Below are 25,189 nucleotides of genomic sequence, written 5' to 3'. Positions count from 1 at the left end.
TGAACGGAGGGGGCGGCGCCTCTCCCCGACACTAGACTGGACGTTGCGTCTATTCAAGATCGAGCCGCGCCCGGCCCGGGCGCGGGAGGGGGCGAGGAGAGGGGTGACGGTGAGTCAGGGAGGTGACGGAGGGTCAACGCGGTAACGGACGGTCAGGTCGGTGACGGTGAGTCAGCGAGGCCGGGCTGCGGGGGAACTGCTCGCGTGGTAGGTCCGCGTGCGCGTGTCTAAGCTGGTGAAGGGAATGCGGCCACAGGCGATCGGAGCAGGAGCCATGGTCGGCAAGCGGAACCGCGGCACCTTCGTGGCGCACACGGCGGTCGCCCGCGGGGGACGAGCGTCGAGGATCACGCACCCCCGCGTCCCGCCCTCCCGGATCGACGGTCCCTCGGAGGTCCTTTGACGAACCCCACCGTCCCGTGTGCCGCCGCGGCCGGCCCGCCGCCGTGCCCGGGCGGCGGCGACGGGCGCCGAGGGGGCTGACAGGGGGGTACCGATCCCTGTGCGCAGAGGAGCACGTCATGGGCCGGAACGAGGAACGCAGGCACAGGAACGACCCGGGCCCGCGGCCCGGGCTGCCGTTGAGGCTGTCCCCGGGGGTCGGTGAGCACCGGGGCGCCGACGGGATCCTGCGCAGGTACCTGGACCCGGGTGCGACGCTCTTCCGCGCGCCGACCGCCCGCAGGGCCGTCAACACCTTCGTGCGCGAGCACGCGGGGGACCTCGGGACGGTGGGCGCGGACCTGCGCGAGGTCGGGAAGGACGAGGACCCGGCGACGCTCAACGTGCGCTACCAGCAGTTCCACCAGGACGTGCCCATCCTCGGAGCCACGCTCCAGATGGTCGCCGACACGGGACAGGCGGCCGTCGTACAGGTCGAGAACACGACGGAGGCCGACGTCTCCGACGCTCCCGACGTGAGCGAGGCGCGGACCGTCGACGTCGTCGAGAAGGCCGCGCTCGCGCCCTTCGGCGAGGGGTACGCGGCGGCAGCCGTCGTCCGCGACAACCTGGTCTACCTGCGGGACACGTCCAGGCCCCCGCTGCCGGAGGCGGACCACCCCACCGCGCCGGTCGCGCTCCTGAGGAAGGGGAGGCGGCGGCCCGACGGCAGACTGCACCTGGTCCACGACCTGATCGTCGAGACCGCCGGTCCCTTCGAGCACTTCCGGGTCGTCGTGGACGCCGTCAGCGGGAAGCTGCTCTGGATCGAGCTCGCGGGGCGGTACGTGACGGGGACGCTCAGGGTCTACATGCCCGACCCGGTGACGATGTCTGGCGACGACACGCTGAGCTCCCTGACGACCGCGGAGACGCTGAAGGACCTCGCCGTCGAGGTCCAGACCGACATCGCGGACGCCGTCGGCGGGACGTTCCGTCTCGACGGAGACTGGTGCCGGTGCGTCGACTGGGACCAGTCCGGCCAGCTCCCGCCGGAATCGGCCACGCCCTCCTTCGAGTTCGACAGCCACCGGGCGGACCCCGCGTTCCTCGGCGCGAACGCCTACTACTGGACCGACTCCTTCGCACGCTATCTCCGGGGCCTGGGCAACCCGGACCTCAAAGCCCGCATGGTCAAGGTCGACATCGACCCGCAAGGGGCGCCGGGCATCGAGAAGAGCGAGTGGATCGGCACGACGAACCCGCCGCGGATGCGCTTCGACATGAAGCTCGTTCCCGGGGCCGCCGACCTCGGCATCATCGTGCACGAGTACACCCACGGAGTCGTGCAGTGGCTCCGGCCCGGCGCGACGACCGCCCTGGAGTACGAGCACAGCATCTGCGACGTCATGGCCGGGATCTACCGCGACCGGTTCAACCCCGCCGGGAACCGGCGGACCGACACGTTCCCCTACGACAACAACAAGACGGAGTCGTGGAGCAAGGAGCGCCGGCTCGACCTGACCCAGCGCTTCGACGACGCCGGCTTCGCCACCTACAGCGCCGACCTGCGCACCTCGATGCTGGCGTCGGCGCTGTGGCAGTGCTACCTCGGCATGGGCGGGTCGTCGAAGCACGACAGCGCGCGGCTCCTGGCCGGCGACAAGATGATCAAGGTGCTCCTGGCGATGGTGCCCCGCCTCGGGGCGGACACCCCGCAGAGCAAGGCCAACGCCGTGCACATGGCCGACATCTGCATCGCCGCGGACGCCGTCGTCCACGGCGGTCTGCACAAGAACGTGATGCGCAACGCGTTCGTCCGTCAGGGGCTCTTCGCCAAACCCGACATCGACGTGTTCATCGCGGACCGGCTGGGGGACACCGGCGCCGTGCCCAGCGGCGGCGACAACGACCCGTTCTGGACGTCGCCCGACATCTGGGTCCGCCTGGAGCCCGACGGCCAGGAGGAACACCAGGAACCGATCACGAACCGGCCCGGCAACCTGTACGTGCGGGTGCACAACCGCGGCACCGACGACGCCCTGCCGGACACGTTCACCGTCGAGACGCGCCGGTGCAACCCGGGCACCGGGATGACCTGGCCCACCCACTTCAAGAAGATCGGCACGGAGACCATCCACGTGCCGATCCCGGCCGGCGGCTCGGTGCGCGTCGGCCCCTTCGCCTGGACGCCGACCATCCCCGACCACGAATGCCTGATCGCGGTCGTGCACGGCGCCGACGACCCCGCCGTCACCGCCACCTCGGGACAGGAGGTCGCCCACGACAAACTCGTCCGCTTCGACAACAACGTCGGCCAGCGCAACGTCTACCCCAGGAGCTCCCTCCTCGGCGGCCAGACGAAGATGAGCGTCCGGCTCAACGGCGGGCCGGAGCCCACGGACGGCGCCTGGGAACTCGACGCCACGGCCATGCCGCCGGACACCCAGATCACCATCCGGACCCTCAGCCGGATCGTGCGGCCGCCCGCCGCCCTCCGTGACATCGCGCTGACGGAATCCGGGGACGTCCGCTCCACCCTGCGGATGAAGGGCGGCGACATCGGCGTCGTCAAGGGCTTCCGCCTCGGCGCCGTCGAGGAGGTGACCGCCGACGTCACCATCGACTTCGCCCACGAGGCCGTGCACCTCCAGCCGTACGACCTCGTCACCACCCAGCTCCAGAACGACGAGGTGGCCGGACGCCTGACGATCGAGATCACCGCCGTCAAGGACCTGGACGAATGGTTCTTCGGCAACAGGCACACCCACGAGGTGCACATCTCGACCTGCCCCTTCTGGGAGAAGATCAACCAGACGAGCAAGGTGCCGTTCCCGCGCATCGACCTCGCCCTGGCCCACGGCTACAACGGCTGCGCCTACTGCCTCCCCGCCTTCGACGACGGCTGACACCGACGGAGCCCCGACCGCCCGGCCGACACGACCCGCCCCCGACGTACCTCTGGAGAAGGTGACAGCGAGATGGCAGCCACGATCCCCTTCACCGACGGTCTGATGCTCCGGTACCTACGGCCGGAGAACGTGAAGGCGCTGCTGCTCCCCGCCACCGACCCGGAGCGCGAGCGCGTGAAGTCTCTGCTGGCCTCCGTCTACGACCCGGCCCACCTCGACATCAGAGCGGTCGAGTCCGTCCGCGTCGACCGCACCGAGTTCCAGACCGCCGTCCAGGCCACGACCGCCGTCCACGGCTCGTGGGACAAGTCGATCCCCGCGACCGAACAGGCCCGGGCCACCGTCGAGATCCCGGCGACGCCCCCGGTGCGCTGGCTCGACATGTCCCTGGAGACCGTGATCACGGTGAAGACCGCGCCGGTCGGCGGCCTCCTCGCCGCCGCCCACGCGAAGGCGGCCTGGGCGACGGCCGCGGGCACAGCCCAGGACGGGTTCCAGCGGCCCTACGACCTCCGGTACGACGAACCGCCCCCCTTCGATCCGACAGCGCCGGCCCGCGACCTGCCCCTGCGGGTGTCGACGCTCTTCTTCGACCGCCTCGACCTCACCGACGCGCTGCGCCGGCTCAGCCAGGCCAAGCGGGCGGTCGACACGGCGAGCCCGCGGCCCGAGGCCCACGACGGCGGCGCCCTGCTCGCTTCCAGCGCGTGGTTGGCGGTCTTCCCCGCCATCACGGATGACGAACCGTCACGGACGACCGAGCAACTGGTCGGCGATCTGCTGGCGACCCAGGGATTCGTCGCCGCCTTCGAGACGGCGCCCTGAACGCCCGGCGGGCACCGGCCGCGCCCGGCCCACGGAGACCGGGCGGCACACGGTGAGGAGCAGTCGATGCCGTACAACTACGTCACGGTCCAAGCGAGGAGCGACCTGTTCGCGCCCGCCACCAGAGCCTTCGGGGACATCCTCGTCATCGGCAAGGGCGCCATCGGGAGCGCCGCCTCGGCCGCCCGGCCGTTCACGTACCCCGACGACGCGGTGAAGGCGTACCCGAAGGGGACGACGAAACTGGTGGAGAAGGTCGAGGCCCCCGTCAAGACCTGCTCGGCCGGGGCGAAGTTCCCGGTCGGGACGGAGGTCGTGATCGGGAAGGAGGACGCGGCCGAGGTCCGTACGATCACGGCCGTGGCCGACGCGGGCGGCGGCAAGTTCATCTGGACCCTCGACGAGGACCTGAAGAACCCTCACGCGGTGGACGACCCCGTGGCCGGTCTCGGCCTCAGCGACCTCGCCGCCTCCATCTCGCTGGCCTTCCGGCAGACCCCGCCGCCGACCGTGGTCTGGGGCCTCGCCGTGGACTTCACCACGCCCGTCTGGACCACCGCGTTCACCGCGGCCAAGGACGTCCCGGCACAGATCGTGGTGCTGGCCAACACGCCGCTGAACGAGCAGCCGGCCACCAACCACCCGGTCGCACTCCTGGCGGACCACGTCGCCAAGGTCTCCAACACCGGGGGAGACGGCAACGAGCGCATCGGCGTCGCCATGCTGGACCCGACGCTGACGCAGGCGAAGCAGATCGCCCTGAACAAGGGCGCGATCCACGACAACCGGATGGTCCTGATCGCCCACAAGTCGGAGGACGACGTCGCCGCGGCGGTGGCCGGCGTCATCGCGGGCCACGAACCCCACATCTCCCTCCTGCTCAAGCCGATCTCCATCGAGATGACCGACCTCTTCACGGCCACCGAGATCCAGAACTACTACGACGCCTCGATCAACTGGGTGGCGAGCCCCGTGCTGCTCCCCGGCCACGCCCTGTACGTGGGCGAGGGACTGACCGCCAGCCCGACCGGCGGCAAGAAGTACGTCGACGTCGTCCGGACCCTCGACGACGTCGGTTTCCGCGTCAAGGCCGCGCTGATCCGCGCCGTCGGCGACGTCCGCATCGACCGGCCGGGCCTGCGCACGATCGTCACGCTCGTCCAGAGCGTGCTCTCGCCGCTGGTGACCCGTGGCGTGATCGAGGACTACGCCATCCACATCCCGCTCCTGGTGCTCCTGGAACGCGTGCGCGCCACCCTGACCCCGGACGAGCTCCAGCGGATCAGCGACCGGCGGAGCGCGCGGAACGTCGACATGGAGGTCTCCGTCGTCTACGCGGGCGTGATCCACCAGATCGCCGTCAAGCTGGTCCTCAAGGGTTAAGGAGCGATGAGATGTCCGAGGTCAAGTGGGACACCCGGTTGACGGTGATGGTCGGCACCACGCCGGTCACCCCCATCGACTCCTTCAACCCCACGTTCAACAGCCCGGTGCAGCCGCTGCACTCACTGGAGGCCGACAACGTCGCCCACGTCGTCCAGCCGAAGGCGTTCACCTTCTCCATGGCGGTGAAGGGGATCGGGCCGTCGGTCGCCAAGCTCACCGAGATGGCCCTGGCCCACGAGAGCTTCAACGTCGGACTCCAGGAGTCCTCCGGCACCGACTGGACGTTCCAGCAGATCCTGTTCAGCGAGTGCTACATCACGGCCGCCGCGAGCGTGATCGTCATCGACGGCGTGCCCACCACCACCTTCAACTGCGTCTGCCTGGAAGTCACGCCCAGCACCTGACCGGAGCGCGGAGGACACCATGTCGTACCAGGAGTTCGAGCAGCGGGGCACGCTGCCCGAGGCCGTGGGACCGGAGCCCGTCGTGGTCTCCGGTCCGGGGGCGGAACTCCACTTCCACTTCCCCATCGAGGTGGTCCTGGCGGGAGACATCGCGGAGGAGACCCGTCAGGACCTCGTCTCGGGGATCTACGAGGCCCTGCACGAGGCCCTCAGCTGACCGCGCGACCCGGAGCGCTCCCATGCCCACCACCATCACCTGTCACTTCCCCATCACCGTGAGGATCACGGGCACCCCCTCGCCCGCCGCCCTGGAACGCCTGGGAGAGGTGGTCGAGCAGGCCCTGATCGCACGCCTGGGCTTCGCGCGGGCGAGGATCGCGGCGGAGGGATACCCCGAGATCGTCCCGGCCGAGGCACCGGAGCCCACGCGGGCGGCGCCGTGAAGACCTCCGTCGAGACCGCACCGGCCACCGCCGCGGAGACGGCGGCCCACGGCGTCGCGCACCGGCGGCTCCACCTCCCGGCCTCGGTCACGTTCACCGCGGACGACGAACCGCCGGCCTACCGGGAACGGCTGGAGGCCCTGCTCCTCCGTGCGGTCGCCCAGGCGATCGAGAAGGACGATCAGAGGGCGGACATCGCAGCCCCGAGGCTGGGGTGGTCAGCGGCGGGCGCGAGTACGGCCCCCGGGGCGCCGGCCGCCCCCGCACAGGTCGGTCGCTCCCACCTCGACTTCGCCATGGCCATGGCCGTGGCCGAGACGGACGACGGGGGCGAAGGCGCGGCGGGGCATGGCGAGGAAGAGGGGGAGAAGCACGGGGAGACGCGGGGAGGGGGCGGGACGGCAGGGGCCGACGGACCCCACGCGAGCGGAGGAGACGGTACGGAGCCGGCCTCGGCACCCGACGCGCCGACGCCCGACACGGGTCACACTCCGGGGACACCCGCCACGCCCGCCACGGGTGCCACAGCCACCACCGACACGACTCCCGCCCCGGAAGCCACCCCGGACCCCTCCACCCAGGCCGTCGCCACCACGGACGTCACCACCGTCCCCACGGCCGCGGAGGCGAAGGCCCAAGCCGAGGCACGCGCCCCCGGCCCCGCCCTGGTCGCCTGGGTGGCCTCGGAGGAAGCGGCAGCGGCCGAGCCGGAGCTGGAACGCGCCCGCGAGGCCGCGAAGGTGAGCGCGGGACGGAAGCCGAGCGTCACCGTCGTGTCGGACCCGCACACCGAAGTGGTCGAGGGACCGAGTCCGGTCGACGGCCGCGCCGTGATGGTCATCGGCGCCACCCGGCTCGTCCTGTTGGGTGAGGCGACACGCTACGCGCGCTCGCGCAGCCTCCTCCACGCGACCCAACTCGGCGACCACCTCTTCGGCGCCCGCTCCTACGCCGTCCTGGAAGGCGGAGCCGGCACGGCGGAGAGCTACTACCTGGCCGTCGCCACCACACCCGCCGTCGACGACGAGACCATCGGCGAAGCGGTGAGGCACTGGAAGCTCGAGGACGAGGAGGTCACCGGCTTCACCGGCTTCAGCGTCCTGCCCGTCGTCACCACCCCGGACGGTCACCGCTACTACGTGAACATGCTGTGGACCAAGGAGCGCGTCGGCCTCTGGGGAAGTGAGGCAGCGGCCAGGGAGTGGATCCGCACGAGGAAGCTGGAGTACGCGTTCTGGCTTTCCGCCGAGGAGCTGAAGATCCTCGCCTTCCAGGAGCTCGACCGCCTGGTGGACGCCGGCCTCGCCGGGGACGAGGCGAGCCTGGAGAAGGCCGCCACGCAGCTGGCCGACATGAACGCGAAGACGTTCGCGCTGGTGGACGAGGAGACGCGGGCGAAGTACCTGGAGATCCTCGTCAAGGCGTGGACGTTCGAGGAGCAGCGGCACGCGATCATCCAGATCATGATCTCGCTGGACGACCTGGCCCAGCTCCAGGCCGTCCGGGCCCGCTTGGTCCAAGCCGGCCTCTACGCGCAGCTCTTCGCCGACATGGGAAGCGACCTCTGGGACCTGCTCACCGCGGTCGGCCAGAAGTTCGGCGACAAGAAGGACGTGACGGTACGCGAGTTCATCGGCTTCGTGGCCGAGGCGCTCCACCTCTCGATGAGACGCGAGGCCGGGACGGGCGAGGACGCCGAGCGGGAGCGGACCGCCCTGCCCGGACTCAGGACGGCGATCGAGATCGAGGAGGCCGTCCGGGCGGTGATGGGCTTCGTGCTGGGCACGCTCGAATCCCTCAAGGTCATGCTGACCCAGCCCGAGAAGGTCCTTTCGGGACTCTGGGAACTCCAGAAGCTCGCGACCATGTGCTACGCGGCCCTCTTCGGCGACCCGGTGTCGACCAGGCAGCTCAAGTCCCTGATCGCGAAGATCGGCCCCGTGCTCGTCGCCGGTCTGCGCGGCGCCGAACTCTTCGGGGTCGGCGATCGTCTCCTCACCAGGATCAAGTGGGCCGTGATCATCGAGGCGCTCACCTGGATCTCGGAGATCCAGGCCGCCGTCGAGGCACTGGTCAAGATCCAGAAGGTCGTCGCCGCCCTGCGCTTCCTCAAGGTGCTCAAGGTGTTCGAGGGCGAGCGGATCGCCGCGCGTTTCACCCGCCTCGCCGAGGCGCTCCACGCCGGCAGCGCCGTGCTGAAGGGGCTCAAGGACGAACACGCGGTGGCGGAGCTGATGACCCTGCTGCCAGAGGAGGACGGCGCACGCCTCGGGCGCGTCCTGCAGGAGGTCGAGGTGCCCAAGGGGAGCAGCCTGGCGTCGCTGAGGGAACACCCGCAGCTCGGCCCGGTGCTCGCCGACCTCCAGCCGAGGGCGGAGGCGCTGCGGGTGCTGGGCGCGAAGTCGGGCGGTCTCACACCCGAAGTGGCACAGACCTTCGCCCGGCTGACCGGGAAGGACGCCTTCACGACCGCCGAGGTCGCCAAGGTCGTCGGGGCGCTCCAGGAAGGCGAGGGCGCGCGGTTCGCCAAGACGCTGGAACAGATCGGCTTCGACCGGATCGGCTCCCAGGCGCAGGTGAAGGCGGACCTGCTGGCCATGCTGGCCGGGGACAGAAGACGCATGGACGCCGTGCGGCAGTACGGGATCACCGTCGTGGGGCAGATGCACGCCCGCTCCGCCGGAAGCGCGGAGGCCTTCGACCTGATGCTCGCGCGACTGGAGAAGATCCGCGCGAAGCACCTCGCCGACGGCAAGGCCGTGGAGTTCGCCGAACTCGTCGACAAGCTCAACCAGGGCAAGAAGGGGGCGTGGCGCCGGCTGGACCGACCGGTCAAGCCACCCCGGGTCAAGGTGACGGCCGCCGAACAGGCCCCGGTCGTGCGACGGATCAAGGAGCTGCGCGAGCGGTTCCCGAAGAACGAGGTCAAGAACCAGAAGGCGATGAAGAACGCCCTGCGGCAGCTCGCGCGGATGGCCGAGACCGACCCCGCGAAGGCGATGGAGCACCTGGAGAAGTTCGAGGACCTGCTCAGGGCCCAGGGCACGACCGAAGGCCAGGTGGCCGAGATCGTGGCGGAGGCGGAGGGGAAGGCCGGCCGGGAGGCCAGGGCCCTGCACCACGAGCCCGACGAGGCACCGGCCCAGAGCCTGAGCGCCCGTGACGAGCTCAGGTCGAGGACGGGGGAGGCCGGATCGCCCTCGAAGGAGCTCAGGCGGAACATGGAGGGCATCGGCCAGTACGCCGTGCCCGACGAGGCCGCGCACCACGCCACCGCGGCGACGGACCGTCGCGCCGAGCCCCTGCGGGACATCCTCGAATGGGCGGGTGTCGACGCCAGGGACGACCCCCTCAACGGCGTCTACCTGCCCGAGACCTCCATGGACCCGAACGTCATCCCCCAGGCCGGGACGCGGCACCAGGTGCTGCACACGGACAACTACTACAAGGAGATGACGAGACGACTGGTCGAGGCCAGGAAGCACAACGGGCCCGACGGCGTGATCCACGAGATGTCCAGGATCAAGGAGGAGCTCCTCCACGGGGCGCACTGGCCCCGTGTCCCGGGAGAACCCCACGAGAGCTACGCCGACTGGTTCGCCAAGTACCGGCACAACCTGGAATGGCTCACCGACGCCGAGCAGCTCGAACTGCTGGAACGGGTACGGGGAGGACCGCGCAGGAAGAAGGCCCCGAGGGCGCGCGGGAAGGCGGCCGCGAGGGAGGGGGCGGGAGCCGAGGCCGTACCGAAGTCTCGTCCTCCTGAGACCGCGAAGGCCAAGCCCGAGGCGCGGCCGAAGGCAGAGGTGAAGCCCGAGCCAGAGGTGAAGCCCAAGGCTGAGGTCGAGCCCAAGGCCAAGGCGGAGTCTCAGGCTCAAGTGAAGGGTGAGGGCGGCAAGGCGGAGGCCAAGGCCGAGGAGAGGGCCAAGGCTCAAGCCAAGGCCCAAGCCAAGGCCCAGGCCAAGGAGAGGGCCAAGACCCAGGCCAAGACCAAGACGGAGGCGAAAGCCAAGGTCAAGACCAAGGTCAAGGGCGAAGCGGAGGCCAAGGCGAGGGCGAAAGCGGAGGCGAAAGCGCAGGCCGAAGCAACGGCCACAGCAAAGGCCAAGGCGGCCCCCCACACGGAGGCCGACCCGGCGCCTCCGACCGCGACGGAACCGGAACCCCGCCTGCGGATCGCCACCGAACCCGGCCCCGCGCCCGTGCCCCCGCCCGAACCCGCCGTGCGTTCGCGGATCGCCACCCAGCCCGAGCCCGAGCCGCCCCCCGCGGCCGGTCCCCGTATCAGTCTCGACCCGAAGCCGCGCAAGCGCCGCGGCCGCAAACCCCGCCTTCGTGTCGAGCCCCCGCCTCCCCCCACGCGCGTCGCCCTCGAAGCCGTCGAGGACGTGCGGGGCGAACCGCTGTACGACGTGGCCGAGGAGGAGACGAAGCCGGCACGGAAGAAGAAGCGGGCGCACGAGCCAGGAGGTCACGGAAGATGAGCGGGCGAGGGAGGCGCGGACGATGCCGGCCGGTGTGAACGTTCCCGTCCTGATCGGCGCGGTGCCGCTGTTCACGGTCACCAGCCTGTCCCTCAGCGAGGGCTACCAGGTGGCCAGGATCGCGGGGAGCCGACTCGCCCAGCTCGTGGCGCCGACGACCCGGACGATCAGCGTGGAGGCCGTACTCGTCGGCAGGACCCGGCTGCTGTCCAAGAAGGGCCTGGAGGCGATGGCGCTCACCTCGCGGGCGCTGGCGGGCTCCACGGCGCCCTTGATGAAGGTGGCCGGGCTGCCGGTGGTCTGCGGGATGACGGTCAGCCTCGACATGCAGATCACCAGCCTGCGCTTCACCCAGAGCAACCAGAAGCGGGACGCCCTGGACGTCACCATCAGCCTCGAACAGGTGCCGCGCTCCAGCCTGACCGCGATCCTCGGGGAAGCGATGGACCTGGCGCTCGCCGCCGGCTCCGTCGCGATCCCCACCGTGAGCAAGACGCGTTCCCCGTCCCGGCAGCTGGGAGGTGGGCTGTGACCGACGAACCGCTCTTCCACCGACTGCCCGTCGAGCCCGACGCGGGACTGCCCCAGGGCTTCCAGTGCCCGGTGGGCGAGACCACGTACGACTTCGCGCTGTACGCCAACTTCGACGGCGGCGAGGACGATCCGCCCGAGACGCTGTACGACCTGGCCGTGTGGAGCCGGGTCCCGCAGCCGATGGACCCCGGGCTCCAGCCCCTGCCCCCCGGTCACCTGGTGCTCCGGGTGACCGGCCCCGGCCCCGACGGCCCGCGGGTCCTCCTCCTGCGCAAACTCGTGCCCGAGCCGGACCTCGTCCACGAGGCGGGCCCGCTGGCCGTCAAGCTAGTCGAGGCGACGGTGGCCCGCGGCAACCTCAACGGAAGCGGCCACTACGGCTCCCGGATCGTGATCGGGGTGGCACGGCGATGGGCGTGATCCTCTGGTACCAGGTCGACTTCCCGAAACTGCGGCAGAAGATCTCGAACGACGTCCTCAGCGGCACGGCGTTGGCCGACGCCGAGATCGTCGTCCGGTACGAGATCGGTGAACCGGCACGCTTCGACATCACCTTCGAGGACCTGCCGCTCGACCTGCACAAGACGCTGACCGAGGCGCTCGGCAAGAAGCCGGGCCCCGACGGCGGAATCCCCGTCGACATCCGTCTCGGCTACCTGGACGACCCCTCCAGCCGGGAGGTGGCCCTGTCCGGCAGGGTCGACACGATCAAGTCGAGCACCCGGTTCCCGCCGCTCGCCATGCGTCTCTCGGGGGTCGAGGAGGCCGCGTACAAGCTCCTCAACCACACCGAGCCGGGCAGCGATCCGCCCCGAGCCACCCTCGCGAAGCGCGAGGCGACGCCCTACGAGGCGGCGAAGTACATCGCCGAGCGCGCCAAGGTCGAGCTGAAGGGACCCGAGGAACCCGGAGCCCCCGCCCGGCCGATCAGCAGGACCGGCAAGAACTCCTTCGAACTGCTCAAGGGAATGGCCTCCGACTTCGGCTACGAGATCCTCGTCCAGGACGGAGCGGTCCAGTGCGGGCTCACGCTGAGCGATCCGCCCAAGCGGAGCAGGTTCCCGGTCATCCCCAAGGACGCGCTGCTCAAGGCCATGATGCTCGCCGAGGAGTGCCTCGTCGCCCACGAGACGATGACGGTCGCCCGGCTGGCCGAGTTCAAACCCGACCACCTGGAACCGGTCGGCAGACAGAGCCTCACCACCGACCCCTCCGACCCCGCGGACGTGGAGCTCTTCGACTTCACCGTGCTCGGCGTCCCCTCCCTGAGGGCCGGACAGATGGTCGCCGCCGGAGTGGAGGGCTACGACAAGCCGCTCGTGGGCTTCCGCGTCCTCCAGCTGACCCACACCTTCTCCACCCGGAACGGATACACCTGCGCCGGCCGCGCCGTGGAGTTCAGCGCCGTGGGCGGCAACCACCGGCGCAGCGAACTCGCCCGGAAGGCGACCCCCCACTCGGTCGCGGACCTGATCGCCGGCAAGGCCCAGGAGCGCGCCGCCGCCAACCCCTCGGTCGACGTCGGCGAGGTCGACAGGGCCAAGCCGGACGAGCGGGTCGCGAGCGTCCTCGTCGGCCAGCGGCCCAACGAGGCCATGGCGTCGCCCAGCGTGGACGTGCGGGTCACCGGCGAGCGGGGCGAACGGTACGACAAGCCCGTCGCGTCGCCGTTCGCCTGGCACAGCGTCGGCCTGACGGTGCCGGTGTACCCGGGCATGCGCGCCCTCCTCAACCAGGTCAGGGACGACCCCGACGACACCGTGGTGACCGGATTCCTGTGGCCCAACGACCCCCGGACGGAGCGCCCCAAGGCCAAGGACGGCGACTGGTGGCTCTGCCTCCCCACCGAGCTCACCGTCAGCGGCTCGCCCAAGCCGACGGGCAAGGGCGTCAACGACCTGATCACCGCGGAGGGCCTGCGCGTCGTCGAGGCGATCGGGCTGACGATCGCGATCGGCGAGAAGGCCTGCTCGGACGTCGGAGAACGCCCCACCGCGGGGCCCGCCGAAGTCTTCCGGCTCACCCACAAGTCGGGGACCACCGTCACGATCGACGCCGAAGGCAAGGTCACCGTCGACGGCGGACAGCAGGACGTGGTCCTCACGTCCGGGGGAGCCACCCTCACGATCGGCAAGGGAAAGGTGGCGATCAGCTGATGTCCCTCGTACTCGTCGCGGGCGCGGTCATCCAGTGCACCCATCAGGGCAGGCTCACGCTCGCCGCGGGCGACCCCAGGGTCACCGTCAAGGGCAGGGGCGTCGTCCTCGCGGGCAAGGAGAACGGCCTGGTGTTCGGCTCGCCCACCACCCCCGCCCCGGGCATGCTCTCCCCCTGCTCCGCGACCACCCCCGCCGGGGTGCCCCAGCCCTGCGCCCTCACCCCGGCGACGCCCGACGGGTGGTCGAGGAAACTGACCGTCGGAGGCACCCCGGTCCTGCTGGCCACGGCCTCCGGGGTCACCGCGAGCGGGGCCGGGCCCGGCCGCTGGACGGTGTCCGACCCCGGCCAGAACGTGCTGGAGACCCTCTGATGACCCCGCGCGCACCGCACGACGACCCTCCCGCCGGCGGACGGGTCGGAGCATCCGCCGGGGGGCAGTTCGAAGACCGCCCCGGCGGTCGGGCCGGGGACGCCGACGGCGGGCACGTCGCCCACGCCCTCGGATCCCCGCCGTCGCCCCCCGTCCCGTCCCTCCCGATCCCCCTCCGCGCCTCGGCGGTCGGATCGGAACCGTCCCCCGCCCCGCGCCCGTACCCGTCCGGCGACGCGTCGGGCGCGGGCGCCCCGAGCCTCGGCCGGAGCCTCGCCCTCGACGACGGGGACCTCGTCCTCGACGCACGCTCCCACGACCTCGTCGTCGCCCTCGGCGCCGTCGCCCTGGTCGAGGCGCTCGAACTGGGCGTCTCCACCCAGACCGGCAGCGACCGGCTCAACACCCGGTTCGGCTTCGACCGCCTGGCCATCGGCACCTACGCCCACGACCTGCCCACCCGCAAGCAGTTCCTCGCGATGGAACTCGTCCGCTGCCTCGGCTCGGACCTCCGGGTCACCGACGTGCGGGAGGTGGTCTTCGACGACGACCCGCGCTATCTGGAGCTGCGGCCGGGACTCGACGAGGAGACCCACCGCAAGGAGGTCGCCGCCGCGCACGCGGCCCGCGTCCACACGGTCTACGCCATCGTCGACACCGTCGCGAACACCACAGTCACCCTCCGAGCAAGGGGGACCCCATGACCTCCGAGGAACGGTTCGGCGTCACCGAGGACGGATTCGTCGTCAAAGGCATCGACCGGATCATCGCCGACCAGCAGACCCGCGCGCGAGCCATGTTCGGCGACGACGTCGACCTCACCTCGGGCAGCGCCCTGCGCAAGGTCCTGGACGCCGCCGCCTTCGACACCCACGAACTGTGGCGGGCCCTCGAATCCCAGTACTACGGCACCTTCGTCACCACCGCCCAGGGCCCCAGCCTGGCCCTGCTCGGCCGCGACCTCGGCCTGCGCCGCCGCGAACTGCGCGCCCGGGGTCCCGTCTTCCTCACCCTCGCGAACGAGGAGGACGACCGGCGGTACGCCCTCCCGCAGGGCACCGTCCTCCTGACCGAGCCCGCGGCCGACACGCCCGTCCTCGCCTTCCGGAGCACGCGGACCGCCCTGCTGTCCACGGAGCGGCGGAGCACCACCGTCGAGGCCGAGGCCGTCACGCGGGGCGAGACCGGGAACATCGCCGCCGGCACCAGGCTGCGACTCGACCCCGAATGGGCCCGGTACAACCTCGACCTCGGCGCCGCCGAGGTCCAGGCGGTCGCGCAACAGTCCTTCCACGACGGCGACATCGGCGAATCCGACGCCGTGTACCGGGCCCGCCTGCTCGGCGTCCCCCGCACCGTGTGGACCCAGGAGGCCCTGCTCGCCCAGGTGCTCGACGTGAACGGCGTCCGGGACGCGGCGGTCTTCGACCCGCTCGGCGGGGTGGAGGCCACCCGTCGCACCTTCGGCACCTTCCGCTACGGGAGCCGCGCCTTCTCCAGGGACCGCCAGACCGGCTCCCCCTACTTCTTCGACATCGTCGTCGCCGCCGAGCCCGGCTGGCCCTGGAACAGCGGTGAGGCGCTCGTCTCCGGCGTGTACGACGAGGTCCTCGCGGTCGTACGCCAGTGGCGGCCGGTGTCGATCTTCCCCGACGTCCTCGCGGCCAACCAGGTCGACGTCGGGATGCGCGCCACCCTCGTCGTCGAGGCCGGCCACGACGAGGAGGCCGTCAAGGGCGCGATCCTCGACGCCGTGCGGGCCTCCGTCAACCGGCTGCGGCTCGGCCACGGCGTGCTCCACTCCGACATCGTCCTCAGCTCCCGCACCGTGGCGGGCGTGGTGGACGTGCGCAACCTGCGGCTGCGCCGCTTCGCCCCCGCCTTCGGGCAGACCTCCTACGGGGGCGGCGTCTACGGCGGCGCGCGGGAACTGTCCGTGGGCGAGAACCTGGACCTCGCTCCCGACGAGATCGCCCGCTTCTCCGTGGAGACCTCCATGGCCGACCTCCAGGTCGTGGTCGCATGAGCACGGTCCGGCCCGGCGGCCGTCCCCGCTTCCCCGACCCGTTGACGGGCGGCGCCCTCGCCGTCATGCGGGACGCCCTGCCCGCCACGTACGACCGGGGCATGGAACGCATGGACGTTCCCGTCGGCACCGCGCTCGGCGACGATCCGACGCTTCCCATCCCGTCTTACGGCTTCGCCGCCTACGAGAGCCTCTACGGCAGACCGCCCGCCTCCCCGCGCTACCTGCTGGCCCCCCGGCAGGACGTCACGGAGCCCCTCACCGTCCGGGTCTCCTTCACCCGGCACGAGAACGCGCCCGTGGAGCACGTGGACGCGGACATTCCGGCGGGCCACCCGGCCGGACGCGCCGTGACGGTCCCGATCCCCGGCCATGCGGCCGACATCACCGACCAACTGCAGCTCAAGGGCCTCGCACCCGTCGCACCCGCCCCCGGCTTCGGGGCCGTCACCTGGGAGGTCACGGCCCTCCTCGGGAACCTGGCCAAGCTCCTGTGGGTCATCGGCGCCGAACACGAGCGCGTCGCCGACCACCTCAGGGACGTGACGGCCCAGCGGAACACCGAGACCGCCCACGGCGTCAGCCTCGACCTCCTGGGCCTCGACCTGGGAGCACCCCGCTTCCCGCCCCGGCCCCACACGGTGGACGCGGAGACGGTCGCGCTCTTCCACCTCGACGACTTCCCCGAAGCCGACGAGGACGGGATCCCCGATCCCGACGCCGAGGTGGACAGCGTCGTCGACGCCGCCGCACCCGGAGAACCCGGCCGTCAGGGCAGGAACACCGGCGCCCACAGCGGTCGGGCGGGCCGGTTCGGCCACGCCTTCGGCTTCGGCTCCGAGCCGGGCGAGAGCTTCATCGGCGTCGACGACGCCGCGGTCTTCGCCCTCCCGGCCACCGCCGCGTTCACCGTCGAAGCGATCGTGCGACCCGACCGGGCCGTCACCACCACCGGAGCGGTGGTCGCCAAGCGCGCCACGCTCGACTCCCCCGGGGACGAGGGCTGGGCCCTGACCGTGGGCACCTTCCGCGGCATCGACCACAACCTCCGCTTCTCCGTCTCCGACGGCACCACGGAGGTCGACCTCTTCGCCGACCGCGACCTCGGCGACGGCGCCTTCCACCACGTCGCGGGCGCGCTCGCCCGCGAGGACGGCACCTCCACGGTCCTCCTCCACGTCGACGGGCAGGAGCTGGCGCGCCGTGTCACCACCGCACCCCTCGGCGCGCTGACCAGCTCCGCCGACCTCGTGATGGGCCGGGGAAGAGAGGCAGGGGGAGACGGGACCGGCATCGCCCAGTACACGGGACTGATCGAGGAGGTACGGATCTCCGCCACGGCCCGCGACACCTTCGCCCCGGTCACCGGCGAGGCCGACGAGCAGTACCGGCGCCGGCTGCGGATCTTCCACGGCTGGCTCCTCCCCACCCCCGACCGGCTCCAGGACGCGGTGAACGCGGCGGCCGGAGCGATCGCCGTCGCCCCGGAGGACCACGAGCCCTTCGTGGTCCGGGAACCGAGCGGGACCGCGGCCACCGGCGGCCTGGCCCTGCGCGTCCTGCCGACGAGCCTCCCGGTGAGCCAGTCCGTCACCGCCGACGGCGCGTTCGGCACGTCCGAGGAGGCCGCCGTCGGCACGGCCGCCCGCGACGAACCCGACTTCGACCCCGCCTGGCTGTACAGCCACCCGGGCCGGCCCGGACTGACCTTCGCGGACGACGGGGACAGCCACCGGATGCAACTCGGCGTCGCCGACGCCCTGAACGCCCTCCTCGGCCGACTCGCCGACGACGCCGCGGCGGATCCGGACGAGGCGCCTTCCGCCGCGCTCCACGTCCTCAAGGCGTACGACGCCACGTCCCCGGGCCTGCACGGAGTCGGACGCGCCCTGCTCCTGGCCGCCCCGCCGTCCGTCGGCCCCGCACGGCTCGGAGCACTCGCCCACGCGGCCGGCTTCGGCTGGGTCCACCACACCAGGGACGGTCACGTCCACGCCGCTCAGCCGCGCGGCGAGGCCTTCCGCGTCGTCCCGGCCACCAGCGACGATTCCCCGGGCCCGCTGCACGTCACGGAGGGAGACGCGCTCGTCCTGGGCGTGGAACCCGACCCGTCCCGCTTCGCCGACGCCGAGATCCGCTGGTCCGTCCTCCGCTCCGGCGCCGGCGACGCCCTCCTCCGGCCCCGCGAGCCGGGCGTCCTGCACGCCCGCGCGGCCGGGGACGTCTCCGTCCGGGTCGAGGTCGTCCGCCGCGGCCACGTCGGCAGCGGCACCCGGCGGATCCGGATCGGCCTGTCCGAGGACTCCCTCACCGCCGGCCAGAGCGTCAGCGGCACCGGCCTCCGCGGCGCCGCCGAGAAGGCCGCGGCGGGCACGCCCACCGACGACTTCGCCCCGGACGCGATGCGCGTCCGCACCGACGACCTGACCGACCCCCCGAGCCCCGTCGCGTACGGCCCCGAACTCGAGGACCGCCTGACGCAACGCGTCACCGCCGACGCCCTCGACCGGCTGCTCGACCTCCTCGCGGACACGGCCGGCACGCTCGACGTCCTCCGGTCGTACGTCCCGGAGCCCGAGGACGCACCGCCCCCGGACGGCCGCTCGGAACCCGACCCCGACGCCGCCCTCCACCACCAGGGCCGGGCCCTGCGCCTGCGCCACACCGTGCTGACCGCCCCGGCCCTCGCCGCGCGGGCCTTCGCCGCGGGCTTCGACCACATCCGGATCGACGCGCCGCCGCCCACCGACCCGAACGGCCCACGGACCGTGCGCGTCGCCGTCGCCCCCGGCGAGCAACTCGGCGTGGAGGTCAGGGACCAGGGCCCCGCGGAAGTGGACGTAGGCCGGTCCGTCCAGGTCGAGGTCACCCCCTCGGCCGACCCCACCGCGGCCTGCTTCGCCGCCGACGGCTCACGGGTCTTCCTCGCCGAGCCGGGCAGCCACCGGGTCACCTCCTTCGCCCTCGGGGCGGAGGACGGGCGCCCCGCTCCCCGGATCCGTCCGGACACCTCCCGCAGGGTGAAGCCCTTCCCCGGAGCCCTGGCCTTCGGCGGCGGACACCTCTTCGTGGCCCACGAGCGGATCGGCCGCGTCGAGGTCCTCGACCCGTCGACCCTGGCACCCGCCGCCACTCCCGCGGAGATCGCCTGCCCGTTCCCGACGGCCCTGGCGACGGACACCGAGAGGCTCTACGTCGGCTGCGGCGACAAGACCCTGCGCGCCTTCTCCCTCACGACCGGTGCCGCCGCGACCCCCCTGCCCCTGCCCGCCGTGCCGAAGGCCCTCGTGGTCGCCGCCGCCGGCCCCTCCCTGTACGCCGTCCTCGACGACGGCCACTGGTGCCGCGTGGAACGCGCGACGCTGGCCCTGCGCGAGAACGTCGACACCCGCGACCCGACGGCCCGCTGCGCCGCCCTCTCCCCGGACGGGAAGAAGCTGTACGTGATCTGCCCCGCACCGGGTCCGGGCGCCGCCGCGGTCCTCCGGGTCTACCGGCCGCCGGCCGGGAACCCGGAGAGGACCATCGGCGGATTCCCCGCCGGCGCGACCCCGGTGGCGCTCGGCCTCAGCGGCGACGGCGGGCTGCTGTACGTGGCGACGGAAGGCGACACGCCCGCGGCGACCGGTCGGGTGCACCTCGTCGACGTCGCCTCCGACACCCGCCTCCCGCAGGTGTTCAGCCCCGGCCGGGGCGGCACCGCCCTCGCCGCGAGCCCCGCCGGCGCCCCCTACCCGCCGTGCCTGGTCATGGCCCCGCGCCACGGCGGCACCGTGCTCCTCGCCGACCCCGCGCCCCTCCGCGCGACCCCGCCCGGCCCCCCGAGGCTCGACGCCGAACTCCCGCTGGGCACCGGCGTGGGCGAGGTGCTCACCTGGTCGTCCGTGGGGCACGGCCACGGCGCCGCCGAACCGGTGACCCCGGACGCCCCGGTGTGCACGGTCGCCGGCCGCGCGGCGGGCCGGGTCACGATCCGGGCCGGCCACCTCCCCGCCGAAGGGCTGCGGCCCTACCAGTGCGAGGTCCGGCTCAAGGACACGCTGGAGTCGAAGCCCGGCGCGGCCGTCACCAAGGAGCAGTACGACCTGATCCTCAACGTCCTCAACTGGTTCCACCCCCTCGGCGTGGAGTGCCGCACCGACCGCCTGCGGGCCCTGGCCGGCCTCGACCCTGAGGGACCGGACCGGCCGAGCCGGTACACCTTCCCGACCTACCACGTCGCCGATCCCTTCTCGTCCCCCTTCATCCGGCTACGCAAGGACGGCAGCCATGATTAAGCCCTACGACCCCCAGTTCAGCCACAAGGACTGGATCGACAACCAGGACCGCGTCCAGGCGGGGGGAGCGGACGGCCTCAACAGCCGGTTCCACCAGCTGGAGGACGAGTTCGCGGGGCTCGCCGACAACCAGATCAACCCGATCCTCGGCGTGCTGGGGACGGCGGCGAAGCACCTCACGCTCGTTCCCACCCTGTTCCGCTACAGCGAGTCCGGAGCCGAGCTGCAGCCCTGGTCGCAGGCTGTCGACATGGTCGAGAAGGCGACGAACGCGACCGAGGCCCACGGCATCATGAACATCGCGCTGCCGGACGGCGTCCTCGTGCGCTCCCTGCTCATGACCGGGGCGAACCAGTCCGCCTCCGCCACGCTGACGGTCGCGCTCAAGGCCCGGAAGACGGACAACACCGGGGGCGGGGCCAAGATCCTCCTCAGTTCCACGAAGCTGGACGTCGCCGCCGAGCCGACGGAAGAGGTGAGGATCGCGAACGAATCGTTCCGCTACTTCCTGACGGTCGACCTGACGAGCGCGGAACCGAACAAACCGGTCAAGGTGTTCTGCGTCCAGTTCGTCTACGAGTGACCCGTCCGGTGCCCCGTTCGACACACCGGGAGAGGAGACGACCATGTCACCCGTGAAGCCCCCCGAAGCACAGGACGGCCCCAGCGACTTCGACCCCGGGGACCACCGGTTCGGCGTCTGGGGGGACTGCGAGACCGGCAGCGGCGTCATCGGCAGCAGCGGCGGGAGCGCGGACGCGCCCGACGATCCGGTGGCCGGTGTGCTCGGGGTCCACGAACAGTCCGGCGGCGTCGGGGTCGCGGGCCACGCCCGGAACGTCGGCGGAGGCACGGGCGTCGTCGGTCTCAGCACCGGCGGGGTCGGGGTGGCGGGCCGCAGCAGGGGAACCGGGGCCGGTGTCCACGGCTCGGGAACCCGGGGGCCCGGCGTGGAGGGCGTGAGCGACCAGGCCGCCGGAGTGACCGGTACGGGCGGCCGGGGGCGGCCCGGCGTGGCCGGCTCCGGCGGCGACGGCCCCGGAGTGGAGGGCAGGAGCACCGGCGGCGCGGGCGTGTCCGGCACCAGCACCGGTTCCGGCGCGGGACTGGCCGGGGCCTCCGCCGACGGACCCGGCGTCTCCGGCTCGGTCACCGGCGCCGGCCCGGGCGTCAAGGGCTCCGGTGTCACCGGCCCCGGCGTCCAGGGGGTCAGCGCCCAGGGCGACGGCGTCACCGGCACGGGCGGCACCACGGGCGCGGGCGTCGTCGGCACCGCGACCGCCGGTCCGGGACTCTCGGGCACGAGCACGGCCGGTCCGGGCGTCCGCGCGCAGGGCGGCGGCACGGCGGCGGGCGTCGAGGGAAAGGCCCCGGCCGGACCCGGGGTCTCGGGCACGAGCACCGACGGCCCCGGCGTCTCGGGGAGCAGCACGAAGGGCGACGGCGTCACCGGCCAGGGGGGAGGCCAGGGCGCGGGCGTCTCGGGCGCGGGCACCGACGGCCCCGGCGTCTCGGGCACCAGCGCCACCGGCGTGGGTCTGCGCGGGACCGGGGGAGGGACCTCCGCCGGTGTCGAAGGCGTCGGCTCGGCCGGCGCGGGTGTGCGCGGTGTGAGTACGCGGGGCACAGGTGTCCTGGGCAGCAGCGAGCAGGGCGCCGGCGTCACCGGGAAGGGCGGCGGCGCGAACGCCGGCGTCGAGGGAGCCGGCGACTCGGGTCCGGGTGTGTCGGGCACCAGCGCGCAGGGCGCCGGGGTCTCGGGAACCGGTGGCTCGGGTGCGCCCGGAGTCCTCGGCACCGGCACCGATGGCGCCGGCCTCCAGGGCACCAGCACCAGCGGAGCGGCTGTCCTCGCCGAGAGCGTCAGCGGTGCGGGGGTGTCCGCGTCGAGCACGCGGGGCACCGGTGTCTCGGGCACGAGCGGTCAGGGCGTGGGCGTGTCCGGCACGGGCGGCGGCGCGAGTCCCGGCGTCAAGGGCACCGGCGGCGGCGGGCCCGGGCTGTCCGGTTCGAGCACGGAGAACGTCGGGGTGCTCGGCAAGGGCGGCAGCGGGAAGGCGGGCGTCGAAGGCACCGTCACCTTCGGGCCCGGAGTCCTCGGCAGGAGCGTCCAGGGCAACGGCGTCGAAGCCCGCGGCGCGACCGGACTGTACGCGAAGGGCACGTCGCAGGCCGCCTTCCTGGACGGCGACGTCGTGATCACCGGGACGGTGTTCGACGGTGCGAGCCTCATGCGGATCGACCATCCGACCCTGCCCGAGGACCGCTTCCTGGTCCACGCGGCGGTCGAGTCCTCCGAGCTGAAGAACGTCTACGACGGCTCGGCCGTCCTGGACGAGCACGGCCGTGCCACGATCGAACTCCCCGAGTGGTTCGAGTCGTTGAACGAGTCGTTCCGCTACCAGCTCACCGCCGTCGGCGCGCCGGCCCCCGACCTGCACGTCAGCCGTCCCCTCGCGGACCACAGCTTCGACATCGCGGGTGGCGCGGCCGGTCTGGACGTCTGCTGGCAGATCACCGGAGTCCGGTGCGACGACTGGGCACGGGCCCACCCGCTCGTCGCCGACCCGAGCAAGTCCGCCGAGGAGAAGGGCCTCCTGGTCCACCCCGACCTCGTCGGCCGGCCGGTGGACCTCTCCCTCTCCGCACTCGTCGCCCGTGCCGCGGCCCCGGCGGAGCCGGACCCGTGGGACGACCGACGCGGGCCCCGCTCTCCTGAGCCTCCACCGCGTCCGGCATCCGGCCCTGTCGGAGGTGCCGGATAACCTGCGGGAATGAGTGACACGACCTGGGACGCCCTGACGGCGACCCCCCTGCCGGAAGTACGCCGCCGCGCGGCCGTGGTGGACGACCTCGTCGGCGTCCAGCCGGTGACGGTGCCCGGCGCACGCCGCCTGGCCTGGAACGACGGCGGAGGCCAGTCCGCGGTCTGGTACTTCGCGGAGGACGGCCGCGCGCTGCTGCTGACCTTCGACCACGAGTCCGAGCTGAACCTGTACGCCGAGGACGACTTCGCGCTCCAGGAGTCCTTCTACGAGGGCGTCCCCGAGTCCCTGGTCGCCCTCGTCCGCGACCGCCCCGAGAACTACGAGTCGCTGAACCTCACGGATCCCGGGACGGGCCGGACGATCCACTACGCGGGTGGCGTCTTCTGGTACGACGGCACCCGCTGGCACGTGGCCGACGGTCTGGCGGAGTACTGCCGCCAGGAGGACGTGGACCTCTTCGGCGAGTCAGGCTTCGCCTACTGCCTGGCCGTCTACGGCTTCGGCCGGGACTTCACCCCGGAGGCCCTCGTGGCGCTCCGGGACGAGAAGGGCCGGTACGAGGACGAGAAGGCCAAGGAAGCGGACGCGTCCGAACTCCGCGCGACCTTCGCCCGGCACGAACAGCAGTCGTAACCGTTCCCGCGCGTCGCGATGAGTCCCGAGGCGTCCGGCGGTCGTACTGTCGAGGCCGATACCGAGGAGGACTTCGGATGCGCAAGGTGACCTACGCGATGAGTACGTCGCTCGACGGATACATCGTCGGACCGGACGGCGGGTTCGACTGGACGGCGCCGGACGACGAGGTCTTCCGGTTCTGGATCGACGAGATCCGGACGGTCGACGTGCACCTGCTGGGCCGGCGGCTCTACGAGACGATGCTGTACTGGGAGACCGCCGATCAGGACCCCGGGCTCGACGAGGCGACGCGCGAATGGACCGCGCTCTGGAAGCCGCTCCCGAAGGTGGTCTTCTCCCGCACCCTGTCGGCGGTCGAGGGCCGGGCCCGCCTCGCCTCCGGCGGCCTGGCGGAGGAGATCGAGCGGCTGCGGGCCGAGCCGGGGGAGGGCGAGATCGCGATCGGCGGCGCGCACCTCGCCGCCGAGGCCGCCGAGGACGGGCTGATCGACGAGTACCGGGTGATGGTCTACCCGGTACTCGTCGGCGGCGGCATCCCGTACTTCCCCCGGCACGAGCGCCGGGTGGACCTCGCCCTCGTCGAGACCCGCACCTTCCCGTCGAACGTCGTCCACCTCCGCTACCGCGTGGCCTGACGGCCGGCCGCTCCCGCCGGGCGGGACCGGATCAGAAGGCGCCGTAGTTGACCTGCCAGGTGGGGAGACCCATTCGGCGCCAGACCGCGACCACCCGGTCGCGGTCGTCCAGGGACACCCGGACCGCGTAGCGGTGGCGGACGTGCGCGTCGAACAGCTCCGCCTTGACGATGTCGTCGGAGCGGCCGTCGTCGGAGGCACGCATCCACAGCTCGTCGTAGGGGACCTCGTACCGCTCCAGCCACGCCTCCGTCAGGGCGCGGTGGTCCTCGCTGCGGCCGGACAGGAGCACCACGCGGTCCTGGTGCGCGCCGCGGAAGGCGCGCAGGGCGTCCCGGACCGAGACGTTGAGCAGGTCGAGGTCGCAGCGGCTGAAGTCGTACGGGCCCCGGTCCCCGCGCAGCGCGAGCGTGCCGTCGATGTCGCACAGGACGGCCGTCGGCAGCGTGGGGTCCGGGACGTACGGGGTGGCGGCGGGCCGGTCGTTGAGCCAGTCGGCGGTGAGCCGCCAGCCGCCGCGGGTCGCCTTGGCGTGCTTCTGGGCGAGGATGCGGATGATCTCCTCGCCGACGGGACGCTCGCGGGCCGCGTCGCGGCGGACGCACTCGTCCGTGGGCACGGTGGTGAAGTCGTGCACGACGAAGGTGGCCTCACGGCCGGTCAGCGCCGCCTTCAGCCGCCGCGGGATGTGCGGCGTGAGGTGGGTGTTGTCGACGACGACGTCGAAGCCGTCGTCGACGGCGCCGCGGACCGCGACGTCCTGGATGTCGAGTACGGTCTGCTCGTGGGCGCGCGAACGGCGGTCGCCGCTCGGCAGGTCGAGCATCGTCCGCAGGTCGTCGAGGTTGACGCGGCGCATCCGGCCCTCGGACCGCTCCTGCAGGGCGCGGGCCGCCGTCGTCTTGCCGGAGGCCGGCAGTCCGGTCATCACGTGGACCACGGGCACGG

At 72.4% G+C, this 25,189-nt stretch carries 19 protein-coding genes; 18 read left to right on the top strand and 1 reads right to left on the bottom strand.

Going from position 1 to position 25,189, the window contains the following annotated elements; all coding sequences use genetic code 11:
* Window positions 1-521: 521 nt before the first annotated feature.
* From IE321_RS12810 to IE321_RS12725, 18 genes are all read left to right on the top strand, one after another.
* On the top strand, window positions 522-3,290 hold the full coding sequence (locus IE321_RS12810) for a hypothetical protein (protein WP_190222939.1): 2,769 nt from the start codon (window positions 522-524) through the stop codon (window positions 3,288-3,290).
* A 72-nt stretch (window positions 3,291-3,362) separates the two neighbouring features.
* A complete protein-coding gene (locus IE321_RS12805) occupies window positions 3,363-4,118 on the top strand; it encodes a hypothetical protein (RefSeq protein WP_190222938.1) in 756 nt (251 codons plus the stop codon).
* A gap of 66 nt (window positions 4,119-4,184) precedes the next feature.
* On the top strand, window positions 4,185-5,501 hold the full coding sequence (locus tag IE321_RS12800; RefSeq protein ID WP_190222937.1) for a hypothetical protein: 1,317 nt from the start codon (window positions 4,185-4,187) through the stop codon (window positions 5,499-5,501).
* A gap of 11 nt (window positions 5,502-5,512) precedes the next feature.
* Entirely contained in the window at window positions 5,513-5,908 is a 396-nt protein-coding gene (locus IE321_RS12795) for a hypothetical protein (protein WP_043221754.1), read from the top strand.
* A gap of 19 nt (window positions 5,909-5,927) precedes the next feature.
* Window positions 5,928-6,125 carry a hypothetical protein gene (locus IE321_RS12790; protein WP_190222936.1) on the top strand — a complete coding sequence of 66 codons (198 nt, stop codon included), beginning with the start codon at window positions 5,928-5,930 and terminating at the stop codon, window positions 6,123-6,125.
* A 22-nt stretch (window positions 6,126-6,147) separates the two neighbouring features.
* Complete coding sequence (locus IE321_RS12785; protein WP_043221751.1) at window positions 6,148-6,351, top strand: hypothetical protein; 204 nt, start codon at window positions 6,148-6,150, stop codon at window positions 6,349-6,351.
* A complete protein-coding gene (locus IE321_RS12780) occupies window positions 6,348-10,835 on the top strand; it encodes an AHH domain-containing protein (protein ID WP_190222935.1) in 4,488 nt (1,495 codons plus the stop codon). Before IE321_RS12785 ends, IE321_RS12780 begins: the two co-directional genes overlap by 4 nt.
* Before the next feature lie 34 nt (window positions 10,836-10,869).
* Window positions 10,870-11,367: a hypothetical protein gene (locus IE321_RS12775; protein WP_229916383.1), complete on the top strand. Its 498-nt coding sequence runs from the start codon at window positions 10,870-10,872 to the stop codon at window positions 11,365-11,367.
* Window positions 11,364-11,789 (top strand): hypothetical protein, encoded by a 426-nt coding sequence (locus IE321_RS12770; RefSeq protein WP_043221748.1) that lies wholly within the window; start codon window positions 11,364-11,366, stop codon window positions 11,787-11,789. The genes IE321_RS12775 and IE321_RS12770 overlap by 4 nt, the downstream gene beginning before the upstream one ends.
* Entirely contained in the window at window positions 11,780-13,525 is a 1,746-nt protein-coding gene (locus IE321_RS12765) for a hypothetical protein (protein WP_190222934.1), read from the top strand. Before IE321_RS12770 ends, IE321_RS12765 begins: the two co-directional genes overlap by 10 nt.
* Window positions 13,525-13,899 carry a hypothetical protein gene (locus IE321_RS12760; protein ID WP_043221745.1) on the top strand — a complete coding sequence of 125 codons (375 nt, stop codon included), beginning with the start codon at window positions 13,525-13,527 and terminating at the stop codon, window positions 13,897-13,899. Before IE321_RS12765 ends, IE321_RS12760 begins: the two co-directional genes overlap by 1 nt.
* Complete coding sequence (locus IE321_RS12755) at window positions 13,899-14,603, top strand: hypothetical protein (protein WP_190222933.1); 705 nt, start codon at window positions 13,899-13,901, stop codon at window positions 14,601-14,603. Before IE321_RS12760 ends, IE321_RS12755 begins: the two co-directional genes overlap by 1 nt.
* Window positions 14,600-15,925 (top strand): baseplate J/gp47 family protein, encoded by a 1,326-nt coding sequence (locus tag IE321_RS12750; protein WP_190222932.1) that lies wholly within the window; start codon window positions 14,600-14,602, stop codon window positions 15,923-15,925. The genes IE321_RS12755 and IE321_RS12750 overlap by 4 nt, the downstream gene beginning before the upstream one ends.
* On the top strand, window positions 15,922-20,202 hold the full coding sequence (locus tag IE321_RS12745) for a LamG domain-containing protein (protein WP_190222931.1): 4,281 nt from the start codon (window positions 15,922-15,924) through the stop codon (window positions 20,200-20,202). The genes IE321_RS12750 and IE321_RS12745 overlap by 4 nt, the downstream gene beginning before the upstream one ends.
* Complete coding sequence (locus tag IE321_RS12740; protein ID WP_190222930.1) at window positions 20,195-20,785, top strand: hypothetical protein; 591 nt, start codon at window positions 20,195-20,197, stop codon at window positions 20,783-20,785. The genes IE321_RS12745 and IE321_RS12740 overlap by 8 nt, the downstream gene beginning before the upstream one ends.
* A 43-nt stretch (window positions 20,786-20,828) precedes the next feature.
* Window positions 20,829-22,967, top strand: coding sequence for a hypothetical protein (locus IE321_RS42815; RefSeq protein WP_190222929.1), 2,139 nt, complete (start codon window positions 20,829-20,831; stop codon window positions 22,965-22,967).
* 9 nt (window positions 22,968-22,976) lie between these two features.
* Window positions 22,977-23,603, top strand: a complete 627-nt coding sequence (locus IE321_RS12730) for a hypothetical protein (RefSeq protein WP_190222928.1) — start codon at window positions 22,977-22,979, stop codon at window positions 23,601-23,603.
* 77 nt (window positions 23,604-23,680) lie between these two features.
* Window positions 23,681-24,241 (top strand): dihydrofolate reductase family protein, encoded by a 561-nt coding sequence (locus IE321_RS12725; RefSeq protein WP_190222927.1) that lies wholly within the window; start codon window positions 23,681-23,683, stop codon window positions 24,239-24,241.
* Between the two features lie 31 nt (window positions 24,242-24,272).
* Here the strand turns inward: IE321_RS12725 and IE321_RS12720 are convergent, their stop codons facing one another.
* On the bottom strand, window positions 24,273-25,187 hold the full coding sequence (locus IE321_RS12720; RefSeq protein WP_229916381.1) for a phosphatase domain-containing protein: 915 nt from the start codon (window positions 25,185-25,187) through the stop codon (window positions 24,273-24,275).
* Between the last annotated feature and the right edge of the window lie 2 nt (window positions 25,188-25,189).

It is taken from the genome of Streptomyces hydrogenans (genome assembly GCF_014656075.1).
Classification (GTDB): Bacteria; Actinomycetota; Actinomycetes; order Streptomycetales; family Streptomycetaceae; genus Streptomyces; species Streptomyces hydrogenans.
The sequence above is the reverse complement of the archived record's forward strand: the minus strand, read 5'-3'. Positions and strand labels throughout refer to the sequence as shown.

What these genes read in the sequence shown, in the direction of transcription:
- IE321_RS12730 (WP_190222928.1), top strand. Translation starts at nt 22,977, where the DNA reads ATGAGTGACACGACCTGGGACGCCCTGACGGCGACCCCCCTGCCGGAA.
- IE321_RS12765 (WP_190222934.1), top strand. Translation starts at nt 11,780, where the DNA reads ATGGGCGTGATCCTCTGGTACCAGGTCGACTTCCCGAAACTGCGGCAG.
- IE321_RS12800 (WP_190222937.1), top strand. Translation starts at nt 4,185, where the DNA reads ATGCCGTACAACTACGTCACGGTCCAAGCGAGGAGCGACCTGTTCGCG.
- IE321_RS12805 (WP_190222938.1), top strand. Translation starts at nt 3,363, where the DNA reads ATGGCAGCCACGATCCCCTTCACCGACGGTCTGATGCTCCGGTACCTA.
- IE321_RS12740 (WP_190222930.1), top strand. Translation starts at nt 20,195, where the DNA reads ATGATTAAGCCCTACGACCCCCAGTTCAGCCACAAGGACTGGATCGAC.
- IE321_RS42815 (WP_190222929.1), top strand. Translation starts at nt 20,829, where the DNA reads ATGTCACCCGTGAAGCCCCCCGAAGCACAGGACGGCCCCAGCGACTTC.
- IE321_RS12750 (WP_190222932.1), top strand. Translation starts at nt 14,600, where the DNA reads ATGACCTCCGAGGAACGGTTCGGCGTCACCGAGGACGGATTCGTCGTC.
- IE321_RS12790 (WP_190222936.1), top strand. Translation starts at nt 5,928, where the DNA reads ATGTCGTACCAGGAGTTCGAGCAGCGGGGCACGCTGCCCGAGGCCGTG.
- IE321_RS12760 (WP_043221745.1), top strand. Translation starts at nt 13,525, where the DNA reads ATGTCCCTCGTACTCGTCGCGGGCGCGGTCATCCAGTGCACCCATCAG.
- IE321_RS12725 (WP_190222927.1), top strand. Translation starts at nt 23,681, where the DNA reads ATGCGCAAGGTGACCTACGCGATGAGTACGTCGCTCGACGGATACATC.
- IE321_RS12745 (WP_190222931.1), top strand. Translation starts at nt 15,922, where the DNA reads ATGAGCACGGTCCGGCCCGGCGGCCGTCCCCGCTTCCCCGACCCGTTG.
- IE321_RS12795 (WP_043221754.1), top strand. Translation starts at nt 5,513, where the DNA reads ATGTCCGAGGTCAAGTGGGACACCCGGTTGACGGTGATGGTCGGCACC.
- IE321_RS12810 (WP_190222939.1), top strand. Translation starts at nt 522, where the DNA reads ATGGGCCGGAACGAGGAACGCAGGCACAGGAACGACCCGGGCCCGCGG.
- IE321_RS12755 (WP_190222933.1), top strand. Translation starts at nt 13,899, where the DNA reads ATGACCCCGCGCGCACCGCACGACGACCCTCCCGCCGGCGGACGGGTC.
- IE321_RS12785 (WP_043221751.1), top strand. Translation starts at nt 6,148, where the DNA reads ATGCCCACCACCATCACCTGTCACTTCCCCATCACCGTGAGGATCACG.